This window comes from Chryseobacterium sp. HNCC26DJ241 (assembly GCF_057180505.1).
Genome location: NZ_JBXUGL010000018.1, coordinates 21,458 through 46,221 on the forward strand (window position 1 = coordinate 21,458; position 24,764 = coordinate 46,221).

At 33.9% G+C, this 24,764-nt stretch carries 27 protein-coding genes and 3 tRNA genes; 22 read left to right on the forward strand and 8 right to left on the reverse strand.

Annotated features, from left to right (window positions below):
* Positions 1-277 precede the first annotated feature (277 nt).
* Positions 278-1,303 carry a T9SS type A sorting domain-containing protein gene (locus AC2A1C_RS09715; protein ID WP_484025516.1) on the reverse strand — a complete coding sequence of 342 codons (1,026 nt, stop codon included), beginning with the start codon at positions 1,301-1,303 and terminating at the stop codon, positions 278-280.
* Positions 1,304-1,543: 240 nt separating this feature from the next.
* Here AC2A1C_RS09715 and AC2A1C_RS09720 point away from each other — a divergent pair, with 240 nt between their 5' ends.
* The 15 genes from AC2A1C_RS09720 to AC2A1C_RS09790 all read left to right on the forward strand — a co-directional run bounded on the left by AC2A1C_RS09720 (position 1,544) and on the right by AC2A1C_RS09790 (position 13,394).
* Positions 1,544-2,512, forward strand: a complete 969-nt coding sequence (locus AC2A1C_RS09720) for a LacI family DNA-binding transcriptional regulator (protein WP_484025517.1) — start codon at positions 1,544-1,546, stop codon at positions 2,510-2,512.
* A 326-nt stretch (positions 2,513-2,838) separates the two neighbouring features.
* Complete coding sequence (locus AC2A1C_RS09725; protein ID WP_484025518.1) at positions 2,839-3,609, forward strand: type 1 glutamine amidotransferase domain-containing protein; 771 nt, start codon at positions 2,839-2,841, stop codon at positions 3,607-3,609.
* Between the two features lie 19 nt (positions 3,610-3,628).
* Positions 3,629-5,137 (forward strand): alpha/beta fold hydrolase, encoded by a 1,509-nt coding sequence (locus AC2A1C_RS09730; protein WP_484025519.1) that lies wholly within the window; start codon positions 3,629-3,631, stop codon positions 5,135-5,137.
* Positions 5,138-5,144: 7 nt separating this feature from the next.
* Positions 5,145-5,444, forward strand: coding sequence for a hypothetical protein (locus tag AC2A1C_RS09735; protein ID WP_484025520.1), 300 nt, complete (start codon positions 5,145-5,147; stop codon positions 5,442-5,444).
* A gap of 18 nt (positions 5,445-5,462) precedes the next feature.
* On the forward strand, positions 5,463-6,239 hold the full coding sequence (locus AC2A1C_RS09740) for a DUF481 domain-containing protein (protein WP_484025521.1): 777 nt from the start codon (positions 5,463-5,465) through the stop codon (positions 6,237-6,239).
* A 1-nt stretch (position 6,240) separates the two neighbouring features.
* Entirely contained in the window at positions 6,241-7,182 is a 942-nt protein-coding gene (locus AC2A1C_RS09745; RefSeq protein WP_484025522.1) for an SMP-30/gluconolactonase/LRE family protein, read from the forward strand.
* Positions 7,183-7,211: 29 nt separating this feature from the next.
* Positions 7,212-7,661 (forward strand): DMT family transporter, encoded by a 450-nt coding sequence (locus tag AC2A1C_RS09750; RefSeq protein WP_484025523.1) that lies wholly within the window; start codon positions 7,212-7,214, stop codon positions 7,659-7,661.
* Between the two features lie 70 nt (positions 7,662-7,731).
* Positions 7,732-8,409, forward strand: a complete 678-nt coding sequence (locus tag AC2A1C_RS09755; protein ID WP_484025524.1) for a potassium channel family protein — start codon at positions 7,732-7,734, stop codon at positions 8,407-8,409.
* Between the two features lie 20 nt (positions 8,410-8,429).
* The gene (locus tag AC2A1C_RS09760) at positions 8,430-9,086 is read left to right on the forward strand and encodes an SDR family NAD(P)-dependent oxidoreductase (protein WP_484025525.1); all 657 of its coding nucleotides are present in this window, start codon (positions 8,430-8,432) and stop codon (positions 9,084-9,086) included.
* A 153-nt stretch (positions 9,087-9,239) separates the two neighbouring features.
* Positions 9,240-9,677: a (4Fe-4S)-binding protein gene (locus AC2A1C_RS09765; protein ID WP_484025526.1), complete on the forward strand. Its 438-nt coding sequence runs from the start codon at positions 9,240-9,242 to the stop codon at positions 9,675-9,677.
* A gap of 3 nt (positions 9,678-9,680) precedes the next feature.
* Positions 9,681-10,703 carry a bestrophin family protein gene (locus AC2A1C_RS09770; RefSeq protein ID WP_484025527.1) on the forward strand — a complete coding sequence of 341 codons (1,023 nt, stop codon included), beginning with the start codon at positions 9,681-9,683 and terminating at the stop codon, positions 10,701-10,703.
* 19 nt (positions 10,704-10,722) lie between these two features.
* A complete protein-coding gene (locus tag AC2A1C_RS09775) occupies positions 10,723-11,352 on the forward strand; it encodes a carbonic anhydrase (protein WP_484025528.1) in 630 nt (209 codons plus the stop codon).
* 33 nt (positions 11,353-11,385) lie between these two features.
* Positions 11,386-11,796, forward strand: a complete 411-nt coding sequence (locus tag AC2A1C_RS09780; RefSeq protein WP_484025560.1) for an OsmC family protein — start codon at positions 11,386-11,388, stop codon at positions 11,794-11,796.
* A gap of 6 nt (positions 11,797-11,802) precedes the next feature.
* Positions 11,803-12,666, forward strand: coding sequence for an SDR family oxidoreductase (locus AC2A1C_RS09785; RefSeq protein ID WP_484025529.1), 864 nt, complete (start codon positions 11,803-11,805; stop codon positions 12,664-12,666).
* Positions 12,667-12,764: 98 nt separating this feature from the next.
* On the forward strand, positions 12,765-13,394 hold the full coding sequence (locus AC2A1C_RS09790) for an NADPH-dependent F420 reductase (RefSeq protein WP_484025530.1): 630 nt from the start codon (positions 12,765-12,767) through the stop codon (positions 13,392-13,394).
* A gap of 35 nt (positions 13,395-13,429) precedes the next feature.
* Here AC2A1C_RS09790 and AC2A1C_RS09795 read toward each other — a convergent pair whose 3' ends face one another.
* From AC2A1C_RS09795 to AC2A1C_RS09810, 4 genes are read right to left on the reverse strand one after another with little or no spacing between them, the layout of a single operon-like run.
* On the reverse strand, positions 13,430-14,833 hold the full coding sequence (locus AC2A1C_RS09795; protein ID WP_484025531.1) for a TolC family protein: 1,404 nt from the start codon (positions 14,831-14,833) through the stop codon (positions 13,430-13,432).
* The gene (locus tag AC2A1C_RS09800; RefSeq protein WP_484025532.1) at positions 14,817-16,130 is read right to left on the reverse strand and encodes an HlyD family secretion protein; all 1,314 of its coding nucleotides are present in this window, start codon (positions 16,128-16,130) and stop codon (positions 14,817-14,819) included. The genes AC2A1C_RS09795 and AC2A1C_RS09800 overlap by 17 nt, the downstream gene beginning before the upstream one ends.
* A gap of 23 nt (positions 16,131-16,153) precedes the next feature.
* Positions 16,154-17,818 carry a peptidase domain-containing ABC transporter gene (locus tag AC2A1C_RS09805; protein ID WP_484025533.1) on the reverse strand — a complete coding sequence of 555 codons (1,665 nt, stop codon included), beginning with the start codon at positions 17,816-17,818 and terminating at the stop codon, positions 16,154-16,156.
* A 7-nt stretch (positions 17,819-17,825) separates the two neighbouring features.
* Positions 17,826-18,500 carry a TetR/AcrR family transcriptional regulator gene (locus tag AC2A1C_RS09810; RefSeq protein WP_484025534.1) on the reverse strand — a complete coding sequence of 225 codons (675 nt, stop codon included), beginning with the start codon at positions 18,498-18,500 and terminating at the stop codon, positions 17,826-17,828.
* Between the two features lie 141 nt (positions 18,501-18,641).
* Between AC2A1C_RS09810 and AC2A1C_RS09815 the strand changes: the two genes are divergently transcribed.
* From AC2A1C_RS09815 to AC2A1C_RS09840, 6 genes are all read left to right on the forward strand, one after another.
* Positions 18,642-19,382 carry a carbonic anhydrase family protein gene (locus AC2A1C_RS09815; protein WP_484025535.1) on the forward strand — a complete coding sequence of 247 codons (741 nt, stop codon included), beginning with the start codon at positions 18,642-18,644 and terminating at the stop codon, positions 19,380-19,382.
* Between the two features lie 251 nt (positions 19,383-19,633).
* Positions 19,634-20,260: a leucine-rich repeat domain-containing protein gene (locus AC2A1C_RS09820; protein ID WP_484025536.1), complete on the forward strand. Its 627-nt coding sequence runs from the start codon at positions 19,634-19,636 to the stop codon at positions 20,258-20,260.
* Between the two features lie 19 nt (positions 20,261-20,279).
* The gene (locus AC2A1C_RS09825) at positions 20,280-21,068 is read left to right on the forward strand and encodes a DUF2490 domain-containing protein (protein ID WP_484025537.1); all 789 of its coding nucleotides are present in this window, start codon (positions 20,280-20,282) and stop codon (positions 21,066-21,068) included.
* 130 nt (positions 21,069-21,198) lie between these two features.
* Positions 21,199-22,119, forward strand: a complete 921-nt coding sequence (locus AC2A1C_RS09830; protein WP_484025538.1) for an alpha/beta hydrolase — start codon at positions 21,199-21,201, stop codon at positions 22,117-22,119.
* Entirely contained in the window at positions 22,120-22,686 is a 567-nt protein-coding gene (locus tag AC2A1C_RS09835) for a TetR/AcrR family transcriptional regulator (RefSeq protein WP_484025539.1), read from the forward strand. It begins immediately after the preceding gene.
* A 106-nt stretch (positions 22,687-22,792) separates the two neighbouring features.
* Positions 22,793-23,134: a hypothetical protein gene (locus AC2A1C_RS09840; protein WP_484025540.1), complete on the forward strand. Its 342-nt coding sequence runs from the start codon at positions 22,793-22,795 to the stop codon at positions 23,132-23,134.
* Between the two features lie 134 nt (positions 23,135-23,268).
* On the opposite strand, the gene AC2A1C_RS09845 is transcribed toward AC2A1C_RS09840, so the two are convergent.
* The 3 genes from AC2A1C_RS09845 to AC2A1C_RS09855 form a co-directional block, all read right to left on the reverse strand.
* A tRNA-Arg gene (locus AC2A1C_RS09845) sits at positions 23,269-23,342 on the reverse strand.
* A 45-nt stretch (positions 23,343-23,387) separates the two neighbouring features.
* Positions 23,388-23,462, reverse strand: a tRNA-Pro gene (locus AC2A1C_RS09850).
* A gap of 11 nt (positions 23,463-23,473) precedes the next feature.
* Positions 23,474-23,558, reverse strand: a tRNA-Ser gene (locus tag AC2A1C_RS09855).
* Positions 23,559-23,681: 123 nt separating this feature from the next.
* On the opposite strand from AC2A1C_RS09855, the gene AC2A1C_RS09860 reads away from it, so the two are divergent.
* Entirely contained in the window at positions 23,682-24,710 is a 1,029-nt protein-coding gene (locus AC2A1C_RS09860; RefSeq protein WP_484025541.1) for an N-acetylmuramoyl-L-alanine amidase, read from the forward strand.
* Positions 24,711-24,764: the final 54 nt, after the last annotated feature.

Below are 24,764 nucleotides of genomic sequence, written 5' to 3' on the forward strand. Positions count from 1 at the left end.
GTACAATATTAACAAACGTTTGCGCAAACGTTTGATGTTGGTAAGTTTTTGTTGATTAGCATCTTTAAAAGCTCAATTTTACTATATAATGCATAGTTTTTTATCTGCAAATTTTCACCAAAAACCAATGTGATTTCCAAAATAAGAATGGCTAAAAAATTATATGAGTTATTTTGCATAAAAAAAACGATTGAGGATATCTATATCCATCAATCGTTTCGAAGTATTACCCTAAACTCTCTATTTATTATCAATGAGAGGCTATGAAAAAAGTATATTAATTCTTAATAATCTTTGTTGAAGATCTCTTTGTACCATCTAAAACTGTAAGAGTATAAACTCCTTTTTCCAACCAAGAAACATCAATATTATCAGAATATGCAGTATCTAAAATCAATCTTCCGGTATTATCAATAATGCTTATTTTAGACTGATTTTTGTTGTAGCTTTTAGGCATATTTAATTTTAAAGAATTTTTAACCGGATTTTCTACTAATACTTTTTCCTGATTTATATTCTCATTTACAGCTAATGAAGAGGTAAAAAGTTCACTATAGCTTTTGCCGGCTTTGAAAATTCCGAGTTTTGCTGTAGGCAGACCTGTGGAAGAGTTGGCTCTTATATAAAAACGGTCAATATTAAGAGTTGCTGCATAATCATTACCTGCTGTTATTAAAGCATCTGGAGTAGTAGGCTCTGCTGAAGAAGATGGATCTACAAATATGGATATAGTATCATCCGAAGTTGTTGCACTATTGCAGACATATTTTATTACTACAAGATGATTGGTATTCAAAGGATAGGCAGAAGAGGTATAGACTGTTGTACCCGCTGAACCTTTATAGCCTCCAATTTTAAAACCTCCGGTTGCATTTTGTAAAAATAATCTAAATGCAGTATTAAAAGATCCACCACTCAGAACACGCATAAAATCTGTTGGACTGGATGCAGGTGCACTACTTGGATTTATTATAAATGAAAAATAAAATACATTAGTACCAGAAGGCATAGCTGCGGCAGTAGACAAATTTCTACCTACAGAATCTTGATTAGGGACTACAGATGCAGAATTAGCAGAAGAACCATAATTGTTATACGATATAGCTGAAGCTACTACTTGTGTATTGGTGCACCCAAAACCGGCACAACCACCGCCACCGTATGTACTAGAATTATTGGTCCAGCTTCCTTGTCCATTTAGTTGTGTACCAGCAGTGTAAGTGGAAAGGTCATCATTTAAATAGGTTTGGGCAGAAAATAACGAGGCTGAAAATAATGCCCCAAAGAATAGTTGTTTTTTCATAAGATTTTTCGTTGATAATTATTTGCATAAAAAAAATTATGCAAATCTATTTTTTAGTTGTTTTAAAAATTAAATTGGGGTCTATATTACAGATTATTTTTAATGCAAATTATTACGCAATCGTTTGCTGTTGATAAAAAAATGAAAGTTTAATTTATAATTAATATATTTATATGGTTTTTTAACTTTAAATTAACATATTCACTAGAGTTTAAAAACTCAAAAGGATTTTGACACTATATGAAAAGAACAACAATAAAAGATATTGCTAAATTATTACAAATAAGTCCTTCTAGTGTTTCAAGGGCTTTAAAAAATCATCCTGATATTAGTGAGAATGTAAAAGCTCGTGTGAAAGATCTTGCTCAAACGTTGAACTATGTTCCGAATCATTTTGCAATAAATTTTAGACAAAAATCTACCAAAGTAATTGGGCTTATTGTTCCTAAAATATCCATGTTTTTTGTTCCTTCAATTATTAAAGGTATATCTACTGTTCTTACTAAAGAAGGATATCAATTTTTCATTTTATCTTCCGAAGAATCTTTTGATATGGAACAGGAAAACATTAAAACCTGCATCAATTCAAGGGTTGACGGTATTTTGATATCTTTGACGCAAGAGACAAAAACATTGGATCATCTGGCACAAATTGATGATTTGGAAATCCCTATTGTTATTTTCGACAAAAGCCTTCCGCAAAATAAATACAATGAGGTAGTTTTTGATAATGAAAAGAGTGCTACAATGTGTGCAGAAAAATTAATAAATGCAGGGTGTAAGAAAATATTAGCCATTTTTGGAAATGAAAAACTGGAAATTACCCAAATGAGGAGAAATAGCTTCCTAAAATATATGCAAGAACATTCAGATGTATATTGCAAAACTATTTTCTGCGATTCTGCAGATATGGTAAAAGATAAAACAGAAACAATACTCGACTATGAAGAATTTGACGGTTTTTTTGCAATGAGTGACGAAACACTTGCCGGATTAAACATTGCTCTAATTAATAAAAACCTTAATAATACATATAGAAAAGTAGTTGCTATAAGTGAAGGGATTTTACCAAAATATATTAGCGAAAGCTATGAATATGAAACTAATGACGGGTTAAAAATGGGAACAATGGTTGCTAATGTTTTACTTGAAAAACTTCAAAAAGAAAAAAATAGTTCTGGAGACTTGCCAAAAAAATATTTGATTTAATATCATCTGCTTTCCTTCTATACCAAAATCTTTCATTAAATCCAATTCGTATTCACGAAGATGAAATATAATGTACACAATTTTCATTGTGTGTTCAGATAAAAACCGGACATAGAAGAATTATTTCCATTAAAGTTTTTAATCGGTCTCAGATACGAACGATCTAAGGTTCTATTTTTAAAAATGTATTCAGAAAAATTATTATCCTTAACATATTACCTTAAAAATTTATATACTTACACCAATGTTAGTTACTTACAAAGATGACCAAATATTGACTCTTGTTCATTGAAAAATTAATTTTGCAACATAAAATTTTAAAACTTATGAGCTTAAAAAATCCAAATGCGGTTCGTCCTCAGAACCCTAAAAAAATAGCTATCGTTATTGCAAACCCAACAATCTCTACCACCACACAATGGCCGGTTGGTTTTTGGTGGAGCGAATTGACTCACCCTTATTACGAATTTGTAGAAAAAGGCTATCAGGTAGAAATTTTTTCACCAAACGGAGGCAAGTGCGAAGCTGATGCCATGAGCGATCCTAATGATGTAAGTGGATACTCTGCTACAGATCTTATCAGTCAGGGGTTTATTTGTACACCTGCACTACATTCTTTGTTAGAAAATACGAAAAAAGTGGCCGAAATCAATGTGTCTGAATTTGATGCGATTGTTGTTGCAGGTGGACAAGCGCCTATGTTCAATTTTGCGGAGGCTACCGATTTGCACCAAAAATTTGTAGAATTTTATGAAGCAGGAAAAATTGCGGCTGCATTGTGTCATGGCGTAGCTATTTTAAAATATGCCAAACTAAGCAACGGTGAGTTGTTGGCTAAAGGAAAAACCGTTACAGGTTTTGCCAATGTAGAAGAAGACTTTGCCGACAATGCGGTGTGGAACTACAATCTGTTGCCAAGAGATCAACACATTATGCCTTGGAGAATTGAAGACGAAATGAAAGCCATCGGTGCCAATTACATTCAGGCTGGTTTGTGGAAAGGTTTTGCGGTAAGAGACGGCAATTTGGTTACGGGACAACAAAATTTCAGCGGTGCAGAAACAGCAAAATTGATTATCGCAGCACTGGGAGAATAATTTAAAAACAATCAAGACAATGAAAAAAATATTTTTAGCAGCTTTACTATTCATTTATTCCATTAATGTTTTTGCGCAGCACAATGCCGGAAACAATGGTAAAATTTTAATGATTGCCAGTAATCCTTCGGTTTCCAAAACCACAGGTTGGCCTATTGGTGTTTGGTATGCAGAACTTACACATCCGTATTGGGTTTTTAACGAAGCTGGTTACACCGTAGATATTGCCAGTTTAGATGGTGGTGAAATAAAATTCGATGGTTTTAGTGATCCTGAAGATGCCAGCAAATATGCGGCCTTCGATTATATTTCTTTAGGTTTTAAAAAAGATGAAAGCAAAATGGCGCTTACTAAAAATACGCTGAAGCTGTCATCTGTAAATCCTAATGATTACAAAGCTATTTTTATTTGCGGCGGACAAGGTCCAATGTACACCATGTACAAGAATGCAGAAATTTCCAAATTCGTATCCGATTTTTATCAAACAGGTAAACCAACAGCAGCTATTTGTCATGGTACTTGCGTATTGTTGGATGCAAAATTACCCAACGGAAAATATATAGTAGAAGGTAAAAAATGGACAGGTTTTGCTAACAGCGAAGAAAATTATGCGGACGCTTATGTAGGTAAAAAAATCCAACCTTTCCGCATTGAAGACGAAGCAAGGAAAATGCCTAATTCAAGATTTGAAGTAGCACACATGTTTGATGCATTTGCTTTGCGTGATGGAAATTTAATAACAGGACAACAACAAAACTCCGGGGCAAAAGCAGCAGAATTGGTGCTAAAAGCATTGGAAGAAGATAAAAAACGTTATCCTACTTATGTATTGGTACACGGAGCTTGGGCAGACGAAAGCGCTTGGGGAATGGTAAGAAACCAATTAGCCGTTAAAGGAAATGTAACGGTGGTAAACCTTCCTGCGCATGGTGCAGACAATACTTACGGAGCAGGAATTGGATTGAATGATTATGTAAAAACCGTTACTGATGCTATTAACAAAACAAACGGAAAAGTTATTTTGGTGGGGCATTCTATGGCAGGAGCAATTATTTCGCAGGTAGCAGAAAACGTTCCTAATAAAATAGATAAGCTGATTTATGTTGCTGCTTATCTTCCTAAAAATGGCGAAAGCATTCAATCAATTAACACAGGATTTTTTGGAAATAAACCGATAGAAATTTTTGAATTCAACCAAGATTATTCATTGGTTTCGGTAAAGAAAGAAGCTATCCCAACTGTGGTGTGTGCAGATTGCCCGGATTATATGAAAGATGTTTTGGTAAAATACCACAGACCAGAACCTACAAAAGGCTTCAACGACAAATTGAAATTGGGAGTTAATTTTAATAAAGTTCCAAAATATTATATCAGTACCAAAAACGACGGTGCCATTCCTTATGCGTTGCAACAAAAAATGGTGAAAGAAAACGGTACGGTAAAAAAAGTATTTGAATTAGAAACTTCACATCTTCCTTTTGTAGTAAAGCCACAAGAATTTGTGCAAATCATAACATCCATTAAATAAACCAAGAATGGAGCCGCTACAAAAAACCGTTTTAGTTATTGGCAGACACGCCAGTATAATGGAGAAAGTAACCCATTTATTAACCAATAACGGCTACAAAGCATTAGGAGAGCAATCTAACGAACAAGCGGTTGCTACTTTTAAATCGAATACAATAGATGCAGTTATAATTGGTGGTGGTGTGGATGCTGAAAGCAGAGATTATTTTCGTAAAATATTTTTAGAAATAAATCCCGCCGTAAAAATAATTGATGCACATCCACAAACGGTATTAACAGATTTAGCCAATGCTTTTTTAAATGATTAAGTACAGACTTTGTAATTCATGAAAAAAATTGGTTTTATACTTATTATTCTTTTGTTGAGTTTGGGTAAAACATTTGCCCAGCTCAACGAAAGCGATACTTTAAAATTTCAGTTAAGAACTTCACTTTCCGGAAATTATCAAAACGGAAATGTACAGGTTCTTACTCTAAAAGGCAGGCTGGATGCGGCTTTTAAGCTATCGGACGATTTTGTGGTAAAATCGCAGAACAGCAATCTGTATCAGGAGTTTTATGGTAAAGAAGCGGATAATGACATCTTCAGCAGAAACTATCTTTATTATAAACCTCAGCAAAAAATATATCCTTATGCCATTGCTTACATCAGTACCAACTATCGCCGAAAAGTAGATATGCGGTATTTTGCAGGTGGAGGTGTTACTTATCAGCTTTTACAAAGCAGAAAAAATATTTTGAAATTATCCGCCAATATTATCTATGAGCAGTCTCATTTTGCTGCCAATAATTTTAATAACAGTTTTTACAACGGTTCAGATAAAATAAAACTTTGGCGTGCATCTGCTTTTATATCCGGTTGGAACTGGCTGTTGGATAATCATCTAAGACTCTATTATGATGCGTATTGGCAACCTGCATTTAATAAAGCAGATAATTACCGAACACAATGGGATGCCGGTATAGATTTTCCCATCTGGAAGGGACTTGCGCTGAATGCGATGTACACTTACACACATGAAAATGTAGTACCGCTAAATACAAAAACAACGGATAATATTTTGACGTTTGGTATAAGCTATAACATAAAATCAAAAGAATAAAATGAAATATTATAATTATCTATTAGCAGGCGTTTTTATCGCCTTATCACATAAAGGTTTTTCTCAAACGCTTCCTCCCATTTTTGAAAATACACCAACGGTTTTACAACCTTCCAAAACAGTTGCTTCCTATCCCATAAATACATTTTTAGAAAATATTGCGAAAGACGAAAATGGGAATTTATATGTAACCTCTTTAGAAGAAGGATTAGTATATAAAATTTCGCCTCAATATAAAAGTTCTGTCTTTGCAAAAATGCAAGGCAAACTGGCAGGAATTGCACATGCAGGCAAAAATACCTTTTATCTTACAGGATGGAATAACACGGGCAATCCAAGCATTTTTTTAATGGATAAAAGCGGTAAAATTACTTCTGTGGCGGAACCGGAGGGAGCTGAATTTTTGAATGGTATCGTAAAATTTGGCAAGGATCAATATCTTATCTGTGATTCTTACAAAGGCGTAATCTGGGAATTTAAACCCTCCACTAAAAAAACAACTGTATGGCTGGCTGATGAAAAACTGGCACGTGTAGATGCTACCCATACTTTCCCTGCTGCAAACGGTATCAAAATTTACAAAAACAAAGTATATGTGAGTAATACCGATAAACAGACTCTTCTTACCATACCTGTTATCAATAAAAAAGCTGGCAAGCCTGAAATTTTTATTGATAAAGTAAACCTGGATGATTTTGACATAGCCGAAAATGGAGACATTTATGCCACCACACATGTCTATAATAGTGTAATTAAAATTACACCAGAAAAACAGGTTGCCATCATTGCACAAGAAAAAGAAGGTGTTACAGGATCTACAGCTTTAATCCTGTTAAAAGAAAAGAAACGTGCTTTTGTAACAACAAACGGGGGAATGTTTTTACCTCCTGCATCCGGAATAGAAAAAGCCAAAATCGTTGAAATCAAATTAAGCAAAGAATAAATTTTCTTCTAAAATCTATAAAAATGACAATGAAAGTTAATCTCTTTTTCCTCATTCTGTCTTTAGTAGCAGGAATGATGATTCCCTTTCAAAGCGCTATGAACGCCAATTTGGGGAAAAATTTACAAAGTCCTTATTTTTCGGCACTCACAGTTTTTGTGGTTGCGGCTTTGGGCTTGTTGCTGTATATTTTTGTTAGCAGACAAACCGTTCCTTCATTAACGCAATACAGCGGTGCAAGCTGGTGGAGTTATTTAGGCGGAATATTGGGCGGAGCTTATATCTTGCTCATTGTAATTTGCGCTCCCAAACTTGGTATTGGCAATGTAACCGTACTGGTTCTGTTGGGGCAAATTATTTCGGCAATGATTATAGACCATTTTGGATTGCTACAAACTCCGATACACGCCATCAACTGGCAACGTTTTGCAGGTGTGTTGCTAATGATAGCCGGTGTGTATTTGGTAAAGAAATTTTAAGTATAAAAATTAATAGATACTTTATGTACAATAAAATTAATTTTTAGATTTTTGTATTCTATAAAAAATAATGGAGAAACGTAACGAAAAAATAGTACATCAGAAGTTAAGCGATTACCGGTTTGAGTTTTTGTTAGTGGCGTTGCTTTTTTTGTTGTTCGATAAAGTGTTTTTTCCGAATAATGTTTTTTTCTTACGATACGTTTGGCCCTTCAACATGGTGTTTATTGCGGTAGCTTGTTTCGGTATTTTTAAAGAAAAAAGCAAAAACATCAATATTCTCAGAAACCTTTTTGGTATCATTAGTGTTTTAATGCCGGTAGGTTTCATGTTTCTGAACCGTAAATTATGGTTTATAGAATTTCTCACCGTTTTCTTTGCTGTGTACTATACGTTCATATTTATAGAAATAATGCGGCAGATTACCAAAGCAAAAGAAATTCGACTGAATGTAATCATCGGTTCGTTTTGTGGATATATGTTGCTGAGTTTGGTGGCGTTGTTTTCCTACCTTTTTATAGAATTAAATTTTCGAGGTTCATTTCACGGCATTAATCAAAATGATATATCCGCAGTGTACAATGAGCTGTCTTACTTTAGCTTTATAACCCTTACCAGTATTGGTTTTGGAGATATTTATCCCATTACCGATATGAGCAGGCTGGTAGTAGCATTTTTCGGGATGGTAGGACAGTTTTATATGGTGGCAGTTGTAGGAATCATCATTTCGAGGTTTGCTTCGAAATAATAATAAACAAGAATAAAAAAATGAGTAAACTAATTATAATTATAGGAGCAGGACCCGGCATAAGTCAGGGAATTGCAGAAAAATTCGGGAAAGAAAACTTTAAAATTGCTTTAGTTGCAAGAACTGAAGAAAAACTTCAACAGCAGGTAATGGATTTAGCAAAAAAAGGAATTGATGCTACCTATGCTGTTGCCGATGTTGGAAATGAAGAAAGCCTGAAAAGCGCTTTATATCAAATTAAAGAAAAAAAAGGTCACGCAGAAGCTATCATTTACAATGCTGCTGCCGTTTCTATAATGGATATTTTAGAGCAAAAATGGGAAACCATAAAATCTCAAATGGATATTACTGTAGGCGGATATTTCAATTTAATGAAAATGGTATTGCCTTTTTGCATCAAAGAAAACAAAGGAAAATTATTTGTAACCAACGGCGGTTTTGCCTTGGGCGGAGACGATCAGTGGACTTCTTTAAGTGTTGGAAAAGCTGCACTAAGAAATCTGGTACAGGCATTTCAGAAAAAAGTACAAGGAACTAATGTACACGTGGCGCAAGTTACCGTTTGTGGTTTTGTAAATCCGGAAGATGAAAAATACAGTCCGAAAGCCATTGCAGAGCAGTACTGGAAGCTGTACAATCAGAAAGAAGGAGAATTTGAAGGAGAGATTATTTATTAATTCTTTTCCAAATTATTCAAAATGAATGGATTATTTTAAATTCAAATTTAAATGTATTTGATTTTAAAGTTAATGCCTGAAATCTAATTCCTGCAAACTGTTTATTGATTTTCCTTTGAAGCAGAAAAAAATTAAATTTGGAAAAAAATTAAAATGGAAAAAAATATAAAAAAACAGTATTCCAATAAAGAAATAACAGTAGTTTGGCAACCTCATTTATGTATTCATTCTACTATCTGTTGGAGAGGAGAAAAAGGACTTTCGCAGGTTTTTGATCCGAGAAAAAAACCTTGGATTACTTTAGACGGTGCAGATAGTGAAACAATCATGAAAAAAATAGATGAATGCCCAAGTGGAGCATTAAGCTATTTTAAAAATAATGAAGCTGGAGAAGATGCAAAAGTAGATGTAGAAACAATAATAGAAGCTGCTAAAGATGGTCCATTATTAGTTTACGGAAATATCACCATCAAAAAATCTGATGGAGAAGAAGAAAAAAAATCAAAAGTTACTGCGTTTTGCAGATGCGGAGTTTCGCAAAACAAACCTTTTTGTGATGGTTCTCATGTTAAAATTAATTTCAAAGGATAAACTATGCAAACAAAAAGAAGCTATACTTTCAAAGAAGTTTTATTATGGACACGTAGAGACATTTTCTTATTGCTTTGTATAGCAGTAATTCCTACAGTTATTTATCAATATACTCATTGGGAATGGATGACGCTGCCTTGGTTACCAATTGCATTGATAGGTACTGCGGTAGCTTTTGTAGTGGGTTTTAAGAACAATGCTTCTTACGATCGTCTTTGGGAAGCCAGAAGAATATGGGGTTCTATCGTTAATTTTAGTAGAACTTGGGCTATTATGACTAAAGATTATGTTACCAATCAGCACGCAAAAAATCCGGTTTCTGAAGAAAAACTTCATGAAATTCACATGGAACTCTACAACAGGCATTTTGCTTGGCTTACTGCTCTAAGATACCAGCTTAGATTAAATAAAGATTGGGAATCAATACATTTGAAGCATAATAAAGAATACAGAGACAAAGTGTTTCGGGTAGATGAACATGATCATTCTCTTGTTGATGCCATAAAACCTTACCTTTCTGAAAAAGAATATCAAAACGTAATTTCCAAAACCAATGTTGCTGCACAAATTTTAGCATTACAATCGACTAGATTGAGAGAGCTTTTAGCACAAGGTCTTATCGAAGATTTTAGACACATGGAATTGGAAAGAATTTTAATGGAATTTTATAACCAGCAGGGTGCCAGTGAAAGAATTAAAAACTTTCCTTATCCTAGACAGTTTGCAAGTCTTAACCTTTGGTTTATCAAGATTTTTGTATTTCTTATTCCTTTCGGTATGCTTCAGGAATTTGAAAAAATTGGCTCAGAATATGTTTGGCTTACTATTCCTTTTGCAACGCTTTCTGGTTGGATTTTTACGACAATGGAGCGTATTGGCGAAACTTCAGAAAATCCTTTTGAAGGAAGTGCAAACGACGTACCTATTACTACAATCGCAAAAGGAATTGAAATAGATATGCTCGAAATGCTTGATGTAAAGCATAATGTAAAACCTGTAGCCTTGCAAAACGGGGTTGCAATTTAATCTATAAAAAATATAAAAAATGGATTTCAGTAAATTATTTCAAAATAACGAAAAATGGATTCAGGAAAAACTTGCTTTGGATCCGGATTACTTCAACAACTTATCTAAAGGGCAAAGTCCGGAGATTTTATACATTGGGTGCAGTGACAGTAGAGTTACAGCAGAAGATCTAATAGGAGCAAATCCCGGAGAAATTTTTGTTCACAGAAATATCGCCAATATGGTGGTTTCTATTGATTTAAATGTAATGTCTGTTCTCAATTATGCTGTCAATCATCTAAAAGTAGATCATATTGTGGTTTGCGGACATTATGAATGTGGAGGCGTAAAAGCAGCAATGACTCCAGCAGATATGGGAATTCTTAATCCTTGGCTCAGAAATATAAGAGACGTTTATCGTCTGCATCAGGAAGAATTAGAAAGTATAGATGACAAACAGACACAATATAACCGTCTAATAGAACTAAATGTACAAGAGCAATGCATAAATCTTATCAAAACGGCTGCTGTACAGAAAGCATACAAGGAAAGGGGAATTCAGGTTCACGGATGGGTTTTTGATATTCATTCCGGGAAAATTATAGATTTAAAAATTGATTTTCCGAAAATCCTTGAAAACATTATGAAAATATACGACTTAAATTCTTAATTAAATTTATTCAAAAAAAATAAAATTATGCAAATCAAAAGAAAATCTACTGCCGTATGGAACGGAACAGGTAAAGAAGGAAAAGGAAGTTTAACGACACAAAGCACTGTGCTGAATGAAACGCAATACGGTTTCAACTCCCGTTTTGCAGACGGAATCGGTACTAATCCGGAAGAGCTGATTGCGGCTGCGCACGCAGGATGTTTCAGTATGAAATTGGCGTTCAATTTACAAGCTGCAGGTTTTGCAGCAGATGAATTAAAAACCGAATGCGAAATTGTATTGGAAGATGGCGGAATCTCCCAATCTAACCTTACGCTTTCTGCAAAAGTTGACGGTATAGATGCTGCAAAATTTGACGAATTAGTGAAAGACGCAGAAGCAAACTGCCCGATCTCTAAATTGTTCAACACAAAAATTACAGTAAACTATACTTTAAACTAGAAAATAATGAGCAAAGTAGTTTTAATAACAGGAACTAATAGCGGATTTGGTAAATTAACCACCAAATCTTTATCTGAAAAAGGATACAAAATATACGCAGCAATGCGAAATACCACTTCCAAAAATGCAGAATCTGCGCAGGAAATCGAGTCTTGGGATGGAGTTACCGTTTTGGATATTGATGTAAACGATCCAGCGTCTGTAAATGCAGGTGTACAAAAAGTAATCGATGCTGAAGGAAAAATAGATGTAGTGGTAAACAATGCAGGTGTTTTTACATCAGGTGTTGCCGAAACTTTTACCGAAGAAGATTTTGATGCTATTTTGGATGTAAACTTAAAAGGACCTTGGAGAGTTTTACGTGCCGCTTTACCACAACTTCGTAAACAAGGCGAAGGTTTGGTGGTAAATATTTCCAGCGGATTGGGACGTTTTTCTGCTCCGTTTATGACGATTTATAATTCGGCAAAATTTGGATTGGAAGGATTAATCGAAGGATTGTATTATGAAGTTCGTCCTTTGGGAGTTGATGTAGTTTTGGTTCAGCCGGGAGCTTTTCCAACTGAATTAGCCGGAAAAACCAAATTTGGTTCGGATGCTTCCGTTCTGGAATCTTACGGAGAAATTGCTAATATTCCGCAGCAGATTGGAGAAAGCCTTCACGGATTATTCTCTAGCGAACACGCTCCAAAACCTCAATTGGTTGCAGATGCTGTGGTAAAATTAATTGAAACCGAAAAAGGAAAACGTCCGTTAAGAACGGTTGTAGATCCTTTAACAGGAACTTTTACCGAAACTGCAAATAAAGCCGTGAAAGAACAGTACGACGGATTTTTATCCGCTTTCGGAATGGGAAATTTATTGAACTAAAAATATTGTACAATTAGTTTTTTAACAAAGAATGCAAATCATAAAATTTTGCATTCTTTGTTTTAATGTAATTCGATTTAATTTTAAAAAAAATAATAATGAAATTAGCTTTTATAGGAATCGGGAATGTAGGCTTTGCCATAGCCAACAACCTACAAAAGAAAGGACACGAAGTGGTAATTGCCAACGATAATGCCGCATCGGAAAGTGTGAAAAAAGCAATGGAAGCAAACCCTGCGCTTTCTGTGAAGCCTGTTCAGCAAGCGGTAGATGATGCAGAAGTGATTTTTTTGGCAACACCTTTTAATGCTAATGAAGCAGCTTTAAAGGATATAAAATTCAACGGAAAAACTTTGGTAGATTGTACTAATCCTGTCGGAATGGGAATCTCTCACGGTTTGAAAAGCGAAATTTCGGGTAGTGAAAAAGTGCAGGAATGGGCTCCGGATGCTAAAGTGGTAAAAGCATACACCATTTATGGTTTTGAAAATTTTAAAGACAGCAGCTTTCCCAACTACAGCGTAAAACCTGTAATGATGATTGCCGGAAATGATAAGGATGCAAAAGCTACTGTTGCCGCTATCAATACTGATATGGGTTTTGAAACCTTAGACACAGGTGCGCTAGATCAGGCGTTACACTTAGAACATATGACGCTTCTTTGGGTAAAAATGGTAAGAAGAGATGGACATCATCCCAATTTCACCTGGGCATATTTGGAAAAGTAGAAAAAATGCATTGATAGTAATTGTCAATGCTTTTTTTATCTAGCAAAATTTTCATTCAGCCATTTCAGTTTATTATAGCTTTTGATAAATTTAGCCTTTAGATTTATGGCTTTTTCTTTCGCTTCAATCATTTTGTTTTCCCTAGAGTTGATAAGAAATAAAGAACTTTCGCCATTGGTGTATCTTAATTCTTCTGCACGAAGAAGTTTTTGATAATTGATGAGGTTTTTTTCGGCAATATCAATCTGGGAGTTATAATTCTGAATTTCGTTTTTATAGGTTTCAATTTTTACGTTTATTTCCTGTGTTTTTAGCTGCAAATCCTGTTTGTTTTGGGATATTTTAAGTTTAGCAATTTCATAATTTGCCCTTGCTTCTCTTTGGAAAATAGGTATTTCAAGTTTTAGCCCGTACTGAAAATTGTTGTTAAACAAAGGAACAAGATCTGTTTTGTAATTTTCTTTGCTGAAAAAATTATAGGTGAAATCCAATTTCGGTAAAAAACTCTGCCACTTCAGTCTTTTCTCACTTTCCAGAATATTTTGCTTTTGAAAATAGTATTGAAGCGAAGCATGGTTTTCTATCTGTTTTGAACGCACTTCCTGAACCAAAAATTCAAAATTACTATAGCTTTCGTGTTCTGTTGTTGTGTTTTCGGGATAAATTGCCTGTGTGATTTCATAAATCTGACCATCTTCTTTCCATAAAAATAGCTGCAATTCCTGAGTGCTTTTTACAAAATTAAGAAACGCTTCCTTCTCCTGAATTTCAAAACTTTGAAGCTGTGATGCTACTTCCACTGTGTCTATTGCTGGTCTCTCACCGTATTCAAAAGATTTTTTGGTAAGTTTCAATCTTTCTCTATTGATATTCACAGCATCTCTTTGCAGCTTGTAAATTTCAAAATTTTTCACCCATTCCCAATATGTGTTTTCTGCTTCCAAAAGTAATTCATTGGTCAGCACATTTTGTTCTGCTTCCGTCATTTTAAGGGCATATTTTGCCTGTTCCAGTATTGCTCTTCTCTTATCATACAACAGATTTTTGGCAAGAGGAACGGTAATTCCCCACTGATAAAGTCCACCTTTGGTTTCTTCGGTATTTATTCTACTACCATCTAAATAATTGTATCCTGCATTCAGTTCTATTCCGTACCAAGTAGGAATTCCGAGTTCTATATTGCGTTGCCGATAATATTCTGTACCGTCTATATTTTTTTCGCCCAATTTTCCTGCAAATACTGGATCAAAATTTCCCCTTGCTTTTGTAATTTCCTCTTTAGCAATCTGATTTTGTAATTTGTATCTGAATGCCAACGGATGATAATTTTTAACAATGGAAACAAATTCTTCCGAAGAAATTTTCAAAGAATCTTGCGCAAGGGGAAACTGTGAAAAGAAAAGCAGCAGAAATATTATAATTCTATTTTCCTTTTTCATCTTTTACTGTTTTTTCGTTTTTCACTTCGTAATAATCCGGTGGAAAACCATTGATATTCCGCCACAGTTCGTACCAAATAGGAACATCATTCAGAATGGCAATTCCCTGAACTCCGGTTCCTATCTTCATTTTTGGAGGCCAAGGTTTTAGTTTTTTATCTTCCACCACCAATGCTTTAAACATCCCATTTGCATTAATGTTATTTTCTATGGCAATTACTTTTCCTGCAAACGTTCCGTAGCTTGAGTTGGGCCATCCGGAAAAAACAATGGCAGGGAAACCATCAAAAACACACATTACTCTTTGTCCTTCTTTTATTAAAGGAAGATCGACAGGTTTTATGTAAATTTCCACAGCATAATCTACGGTATCAGGCACTATCGTTCCTATATTTTCTCCGTCTTTCAATATTTCTCCTATTCCGGCTTTGTTCAGCTGTACCACTTGTCCGTTTTGGGAAGCGATAATAAAATAAAGTCCTTGTCTTGCTTTGTAATTGGCCACCTGGTTTTGCAGTTTGGAAATTTCTCCACTGCTTCCTTCTATTTGTCCCATACTTTGGAAACGGTCGCCTTCTATTTTGCTCAATTTTTCGGTGTAATCTTGTATAGTGGCATTTTGTTCTATACCAATATTCAGAATTTCCTGACGTGTTTGCGCTACTTTGTTTTCAGCAGAAGTTTTTTTGGCAACAGCATTTTGATAGGCTACACTTCTTTGTTGGAACTGGGTAAGAGACACCAAACCTTCGTCGTACATTTTTTTTTGACGGGAAAACTGGTCTTCTACCAACCTAAGTTCATTGCTTGCAGCAGCAAGTTCTGCCTCTTCGCCAGTTAATTTATTGTTAAGCTGACTTATTTTTATTTTTAGCTGGTTTAGTTTAAGATCTCTGGAAGAATTGAGTGCCTGCAATTGGCTGCCTGCAGTTCCTACTTTTGCGGCATAATAATCCCGAACTCCTTTTTTTGCATCTACCTGTTCTTCGGTTCTTTGTACTAAAAGCGGATCTAAATAATCTTCTTTAATTTCCGAAATCTGAAGTATTGTGTCTCCTTTTTTTACGTAATCTCCGTTTTTCACATACCATTTTATAATTTTCCCCGGAATGGGAGAATTAAGCTGTTGAGGTCTTTGCTCCTGATAAAGCGTAGAAACATTACCTTTCACCTTCACATTTTGCGTCCATGGAAGAAAAAGGGCAATGATTCCTGCTATTAATATGAAGAAGAACCATCTTTTGACTTTTGAATTTTTATGAATATAATATATATTGTTATATGACTGAAGTTCCATTTTATTATTTTTTAAAATCCGGATTACATTATTTTCAAACTACAATTTTCCATACATAAATGTTGGTCTGCATAGTGCAAAAGTTCTTTATTTTGCGAAACAATAACAATGGTAGTATTCTGTTTTTTCTGCGTGAGATAGCTAATCATTTTAGTTTTAAAATCATCATTCAAACCATCCAGAGGATCTTCCATCAAAAGAAGTCTTTTATCTCCTAAAAGAGCTCTCAGAAGCAAGATTTTTTTCTTTGAACTGAATGAAATTTCCGGATCGGTTTCGCTGATTTCCGTAAAAAATCCATTGCTGAAAAGACTTGATATATTTTCGATTCCTATTTTTTCAGAGAGTTCAATAATACTTTCGGTGCTTACTTCTTTGTTGCCTACCAGAATATTATCTTTTACTGTTCCTTTTATTATTTTCATATCTTCCAGATAAACACCTATTTGCGTTCTCAAGGAAGTTTTGTTGATATTTTTAAAAGGAATTTTATCTAAAAGGATATTTCCGGTAGTAGGCTCATAAAAACCGGCCATCATATTAATCAGCAGAGATTTTCCTGCACCCAACTTTCCAGAAATAACATTGATGCTGTTTTCTGCTATTTTAAAGTTGATATCTTGCAGTATAGGCGTGCTGTCGTTAAAAGCAAAATATACATCTTTAAATTCTATTTCCATCCCGCTATCTTTTTTGGTAAGTATGATTTCGCCACTTTCTTCTTCTTCAAGCTCCGTTATTTTTGTGAGTTTTGCTAAAGAAGTGATTACGTCATAATAACTTTCCAAACTTTTAATGAGTTTTTCTACTGCCGACATGATGCTTAGTACCACAATTTCCGTTGCGATAAAGGCTCCGACATTTAGTTTTTGGTTGATTAAAAGATAAGTCCCGATTACCAACATAGCCAAAGTAATGATTACCTTAAAGGCAATAATTGTTTTATATTGTAATACCAAAATGCGAAAGTGAGAAGTTCTGTGGCTGAGATATTGCGTAACCCTTTCATCGGCTCCTATTAAATGAATCCCGGTTTCAGAATGCATTTTGAAAGTTTTTATAGAATCTGCAATATCTTCTATCCAAGATGCGGTTTCATATTTTTTGTTGCTTTCTTCTATACTAGATTTTATGCCGCTTTCCATCGTAAATCTGAATATGAGAATCACACTGATAATGACCAATGCACCGAAAGCTAAAAACCAAGGATGATAAAAGGAAAGAAGCAAAATACCAAATACTATTTGAATTAATGCAGCCGGAATTTCAAGAAGGATTTTTGAAATACCTTTTTGGAGATTCTGGGTATCAAAAAAACGATTGACAAGTTCGGGAAGATAATATTTTCTCGTATGTGAAAGACTTATTTTAGGGAGTTTTTCTGCAAATGCAATAGAAAATTCCACAAAGATTTTTTGCTGAACTTTTTCTATGATCTGCATTACCTTCAGGCGAAAGTATCCTACTAGCCAAGTTCCGATAACAACAAAAAATATTAGGATATAAATGGATGTCGCCATTGTAGCACCCATTACAAAACTTATAATGGACTGTATTCCTAAAGGTACACTAAGCTGTACCAAACCATTTAAGATAGCATAAAAATAAATATTGGTTACATCCTTTTTTTCTTTGGTAATGTAACGGAGAAGTTTGTAGCCTTGTTCTTTAGTTGATGCTGCTGCCATTCTTTACTTATTTAATAAGATTAAATGTTATATGTTTCAAGTAATTGATTACATAGTTTTTATGTTCTTCCATAGTATTGTTATCCGTAAGTTTTGGCAGATGTTCACTGAAAAACTGTTGATCATGAGCGGTCTCAAGAAGAGTACTTGCAAGAGATCTCGGGTATGGAAAATCCGGTTTCACATCAGAAATCACTTCAGCAATGAAAGCACAAAGACTTTTCAGTGGACTGAATACCATTTCTTTGTTTATTTCGTCTACTTCTTTTACCAGATACGATTTACTGCTTTCAGATATGACTATGCTGTGAAGTTTTGTAAGGTTATAATCTTCTATCTTCTCATCAGCATCGTTATGATGGGTGATAATTTCCAAAATTTTATCTAGTTTATTCGTAGGCTCTTTTATTTCCGAAAGCCTCAGTTTTGCCATAAATTCAAGATAATACCAATACCAGTTCAGTATATACACAAGCAGTTTATGTTTAGAGGAAAAATATCTGTACACAGTAGCTTCTGTGGAATTGATTTTCTGAGCAAGTTTTTTGAAGGTAAAATGTTCAAATCCGGTCTCGTATATCAGTTCTATAGCGTTTCTTACTATAGATTTGCCTATTTCACTGCTTTCCGGATCTCTTAAATATAAATGTTCGTTTACTTTAAATTTTAACTGAAATTCCATTTTTGAATTTTTTGCAAATTTACGACTATCGAAAATGAAAGCAAATACCAAGCCAAAAAACATTTTAATATTTTTTATAATAGTAATACTATCTTTTGGTATAGTTTTTGTTTTGTTTGTGATATAAAAATATCTACCACTATGAATGCAATTAAATTTATCTTGACGGGAATTATTAGTAGTACATTGATGATCTCTTGCAAAAAAGCAGAAGACTCAAAAACCACTGAGAAAAAAGCAGATTCTATACAAGTGACTTCTCATGTTATAACAAAAGAACAACAGAAAGCGCTAACTCCTGATAAAGTTTTGCAGGATTTTATAGAAGGAAACAAGAGATTCCATAACGGATATATAACGATACGAAATCATACCGAGCAAATAAGGCAAGCTGTACCAGGACAATATCCAAAGGCAGTTGTTATAAGTTGTTTAGATAGTCGTGTTCCAGTGGAAGATGTTTTTGATCAGGGTCTTGGAGATGTTTTTGTAGGCAGGGTTGCAGGAAATTTTGTAAACGAAGATTTACTCGGAAGTATGGAGTTTGCCTGCAAAGTAGCAGGAGCAAAACTAATTCTGGTAATGGGACATCAACATTGTGGTGCTGTAAAAGGTGCTATTGACGATGTAAAATTAGGCAATATCACCACTATGCTCGCCAAAATAAAACCTGCAGTTGCTCTGAGTCAGGACTTTTCGGGGGAAAAAACTTCAAAAAATGATGAATTTGTAAAACATGTTTCTGAAAACAATGTAAAACTTGCCCTAAAGCAAATTCGTGAAAAAAGTCCAATTCTAAAGGAAATGGAAGATAAAGGCGAAATAAAAATCGTAGGTGCCTTTTATAGACTTACCGACGGAACGTTAGAATTTATAAAATAATAATCATATTGCAGGCTGTATTTTCTCATATCAATTTTGTTTTTTCATATCAGTTTTGTTTTTTTTCATATCATGTTAGTTATTATATTACAGCCTGCATTTTATTCTACAAAAATTAAAAGGATTATTCTATAGATTGCTAAATGAAATACTTAAATCATTAACTAAAAAATATCTCGAATCAATAATTGTAGCTATAAAGGATAATAGTATTGTTGATTTTAGTTTAGAAAACAATTAAAAATATAATTATGGGACTTTTTAGAAAAATATTCGTAAGTATGCTTTTTATTGGCATATTGATAAAAGCTCAGGAAAAAACGGAATTCAACAATATAAAGGAAGCCAATGAAAATCCTGAAAAGGTACTAAGGTTGAATCTTGATAAAGAGACCGAAAACCTACAAAATATTGATTGGGGAAAATTTAAAAATCTTGAATATTTAAGTTTAAAAGATTTGCATTTAAAAATAATTCCGAGTGATATAAGTTCTCTTTCAAATCTAAAGATATTAGACATCAGTGGAAATGATTTCAAAATTCTGCCTAAAAATTTCACCAAACTGAAAAATTTGGAAGAACTTTATTTAAATAATGAAAAATATATTGATCTTTCAGAAAATATAGAAATTATAAGCAAAATGAAAGGCCTGAAAATACTACATATAGAAAATGATAATCTTAAAGAACTTCCCGGTAATTTTTGGAAACTCAATCATTTGGAAACACTTTATCTTAATGATAATAAGTTACAAGAATTTAGTATTCCTAAAAATAAGATTAATGGGATGAAAAATATTTACCTGAAAAACAATCTTTTTATACCCACCGATATTGATAGACTAAGTAATGAATACGGTACAATTTTGAGATTTTGAGAAATGAAAAACATAAAGAATGAAAAATAGCTATTCTAAAATAACGCTACTTATATCTACATTTTGTCTGTTCACTTGTTTTTATGCACAAAACAACAGAATCAATACTTCGGAAAATATTGGGTGGTACAATTTTTTCGGAACTTTTAAGCTGAATGAAAAATACAGTCTGCATACAGAATACCAATGGCGAAGAGACAATATCATAAACAATCCGCAACAAAATCTATTGAGAGTAGGATTGAATTATCATCTCAATCCAAGAGTTTTATTCCGCATCGGTTATGCGTGGATAGAGACTTTTCCTTATGGTGAAATTCCCATTAATTCTTTGGGAAGAGACTTTACTGAACACAGAATTTATGAAATGGTACAACTTTCACATAAAGAAGGACTTGTAGATTTTTCTCATCGATTTATGCTGGAACAGCGTTTTGTAGGCAGGTACACTTCAGCAAGTGTTACTTCAGAAGATGATTTTCCCCTGCTTCACAGGATGAGGTATATGTTCCGTTTGCAAGTTCCTTTGAAAGGTAACGAAATAAAAGACAAAACACCCTATGCTGCATTATACGACGAAATTTTTATAGGTTTTGGTAATAATGTGAATGCTAATATATTTGATCAAAACAGGATTGGCGTATTGTTAGGCTATCGATTTAACAAAAATCTGAGGGCGGAAGCAGGATATTTGAACCAGATTGTTCAGTTTGGAAGACAAATAAACGGGCAAAATGTTTTCCAAAATAATCATGGATTTATAATGAACCTGAATATGAACATTGATTTGAGCAAGAAAAATAAATGAAAATCAAGTACTTAGAATTATTTCAATATTACAAAGCCTCAAAATCTACAATAAACATAAAATAACATAAAAAAATAATATTGAATATTTTTTGGCGAAAGCTATATTTGTAAAAAAAAAATTTACAATAATGTATAGACTATTGCTAATTATTACCCTGCTTTTTACCACTCAATATAACTCCCAAATTCCTAAAGCTGTGGGTGGTAAAATAGAACGTATTTCCAATTTCAATTCAAAATACGTAACCTCCAGAAATATAGACATCTGGATTCCGGACGGATATTCTAAAAACAAAAAATATTCTGTGCTTTATATGCATGATGGACAAATGCTCTATGATCCTGACATGACATGGAATAAGCAGGCTTGGAATGTAGATGATGTTCTTTCGGGTTTAATAAAAAGCAAAAAAATACAAAATACCATTCTTGTAGGTGTTTGGAATGGCGAAAAAACAAGACACACTGATTATTTTCCTCAAAAGCCTTTTGAAAACCTTTCCGAAATAGAGAAAGACACCATACGTTTGCAACTGAAAAAATCAGGTAGATCAGATAATGATTTCTCTCCCAATTCGGACAATTATTTAAAATTTTTGGTAACCGAACTCAAACCTTATATTGATAAAATATATTCCGTGTATAAAGATAATGCTCACACTTTTGTAGCAGGAAGCAGTATGGGAGGGCTTATTTCGCTGTATGCAGTTTGCGAATATCCTGAAATTTTTGGAGGAGCAGCTTGCTTATCAACGCATTGGACGGGAACATTTACTGCGGATAATAATCCTTTTCCACAATCTATTCTAAATTATTTGAGCGAAAAAACAGCTCATCTTAAGAATAATAAAATCTATTTTGATTGTGGAGATCAAACATTGGATGCTCTTTATCCGCCGATTCAAGAAAAGGCAGACAATATTATGGAGCAGGCAAAATTTTCAAAAAAACATTGGAAAACATTCTATTTCCCTGGTGAAGATCACAGCGAAAAGGCATGGAATAAAAGACTTCATATTCCTCTAGAATTTTTACTAAAGAAAAACTAAATGCCAACACAAGATACCGCTAAAAATATCAATACCAACTCTGGAAAGCTCGTTTGGATTCTTGCAGGCTATGAAAGTTTTTCTTTGTTGGGCGAAAACGGATTAAAGGTAGAAAATCTTGCCAAAAAAACAGGAATCAGCAAATCGTCATTTTATCATCATTTTGCAGATTCTGAGCTGTTTTTAGAGCAGCTTTTTCTGTTCCATCTTCAACAGTGCAAGATCATTGCAGATAAAGAGAAAAATGTAAAAAATATCAATCCGGAATTGATACATATTTTAGTGGAACATAAAGATGATCTCCTGTTCAACAGGCAGTTGCGTTTCAACCAACATTTGGAAAATTATAAAAACATTCTGGAAAAATCCAATCAAATAATAGGTAACGATTTTGTGAAAATTTGGGCAAAAGATCTTAATCTAGCTCTAAACCATAAACAAATGGAAGGCCTTTTTGAATTGGCTTTGGAAAATTTTTTCCTACAGATCAATCAGGAAAATCTCACAGCAGAATGGCTTTCTACTTATTTTGAAAATCTTGCAAGAATTGCAAAAAACTTTGAATAAATATTGTACGGAAGCGTCTAAAATTGGAATAAACGGTTTCTTATTTTTGCAGAAATTTTGGTTGTAAATTCACTTTGGAAGCCGGCAAAATCTTAATTTTTATCGCATGAAAAATCAAACTTTACTAAAATTATTATTAATTGTTCAAAGTGCTTTGGTATTAGTGTATACCTTTTTGGCTTTTCAAAAAGAAGGTACAGATTTGTTTAGCATTTTTTTTAGCAACATTCTTTCATTGGGTTGGAATGGGCAGTTTAACCTCGACTTTATGAGCTATCTTACACTTTCCGGAATATGGATCATGTGGCGAAATAAATTTTCAACTGCATCCATTTTTTTAGGAATTACAGCTGCCATTATTGGGATTATTGTTTTTGCACCTTATCTTATATATTTGCTTTATAAAGAAAAAGGCGACCTGAAAAAAGTATTGATTGGTAGCAGATAAAGCAGTTAAAACGATATAAAGATGTATTTCTTGATTTTAATGTTTTGATTATCAAAATGAAGTCTTGAATTGAAGTCATTAAATCACTTAAAAGAGGCTGTCCAAACTTTTGGACAGCCTCTTTGATAATATTGTGAGCGCGACAGGATTCGAACCTGTGACCGTCTGCTTAGAAGGCAGATGCTCTATCCAGCTGAGCTACGCACCCTAATATTTGTAAACTAAAAAATTCCCGAAGGAATTTTAAAAAAAGTCGGGGTGGCAGGATTCGAACCTGCGACCTCCTGGTCCCAAACCAGGCGCGATGACCGGACTACGCTACACCCCGAAAATTCCAGTTGGCGGAGGGTATGAGATTCGAACTCATGCGACCATAGGCCGACAGTTTAGCAAACTGCTCCGTTAACCACTCCGGCAACCCTCCTTGCAATTTTTTTAAGAACTTCTTTTCTGTAATTGCGAGTGCAAATATATAATAGTTTTCCCTATTTACCAAAAAAAATCTCTAAAAATTATTTGTATTTTTGACAAAATTTTTCTCTAAAATATGAAGTTTCTACATAAACAATTATTTATCATAGGGTTAAGCGCGATTTTGGTTTCGTGTAGTTCCCAAAAAACTATAAACACAAATGCTTCTAAAAATAAAATCCAGCCAAAACCAGATCCAAAACCAACTCCGGAAAAAGATACAACAGCTTCTGTTCAACATGAAAATAATGAAGATTATTTTCGTACCAATATAGCAGATATTACAAAAAACAACAATACTATTAGTTATGGTTCCATTGTTTCTGCAAAACCTTCCGGATTTAAAGTGGTGAAAACATATTTTCCATCATTGGCTCAAAATTTTAGACAGCGATATGTAATTTTGCATTATACAGCATTGAATAATGACAAATCTGTACAAGTGCTTACCCAACAAGGTGTAAGTGCGCATTATCTTGTGAATGATACAGATGATAAAGAAATATATCAGCTTGTGGATGAAGATAAACGAGCATATCATGCAGGAATCAGCCAATGGAGAAATGATTCTCAGATTAATGATACTTCTATAGGTATTGAAATTGTAAATATGGGATATTCAGCGGATTCTTTAGGAGTAAAAACTTTCCCTTCTTATCCTGAAAATCAGGTCAGAAAAGTAGCAGCTTTGGTGAAAGATCTTATAACTCGTTATAATATTCCGCCTACTAATGTTTTAGGGCATTCCGATATTGCTCCTACAAGAAAACAAGATCCGGGTCCACAATTTCCTTGGAAAAAATTGTATGATGAATATCAGATCGGAATGTGGTATGATGAAGCATCAAAACAAAATTTTGATACTCAGGCTGCCACAATGGATTTTGTAGCGCAAATGCAGCAACCTCAATTTATTTATAAACTTCAAACAGATTTAAAAAAATTCGGTTACGGAGTAATACCTTCCGGAACTTTGGATGATACGACAAAGAAAACGATTGAAGCGTTCCAGTATCATTTTCGACCTACAAAATATGATGGAGTATTGGATGCGGAAACATGGTCTATTTTACAGGCACTTATTCAGAAATATCCGACTAAATAATATCCGAAAAAAATTAAAATCCGTATCCGAAATTAATTTTGGGTACGGACTTTT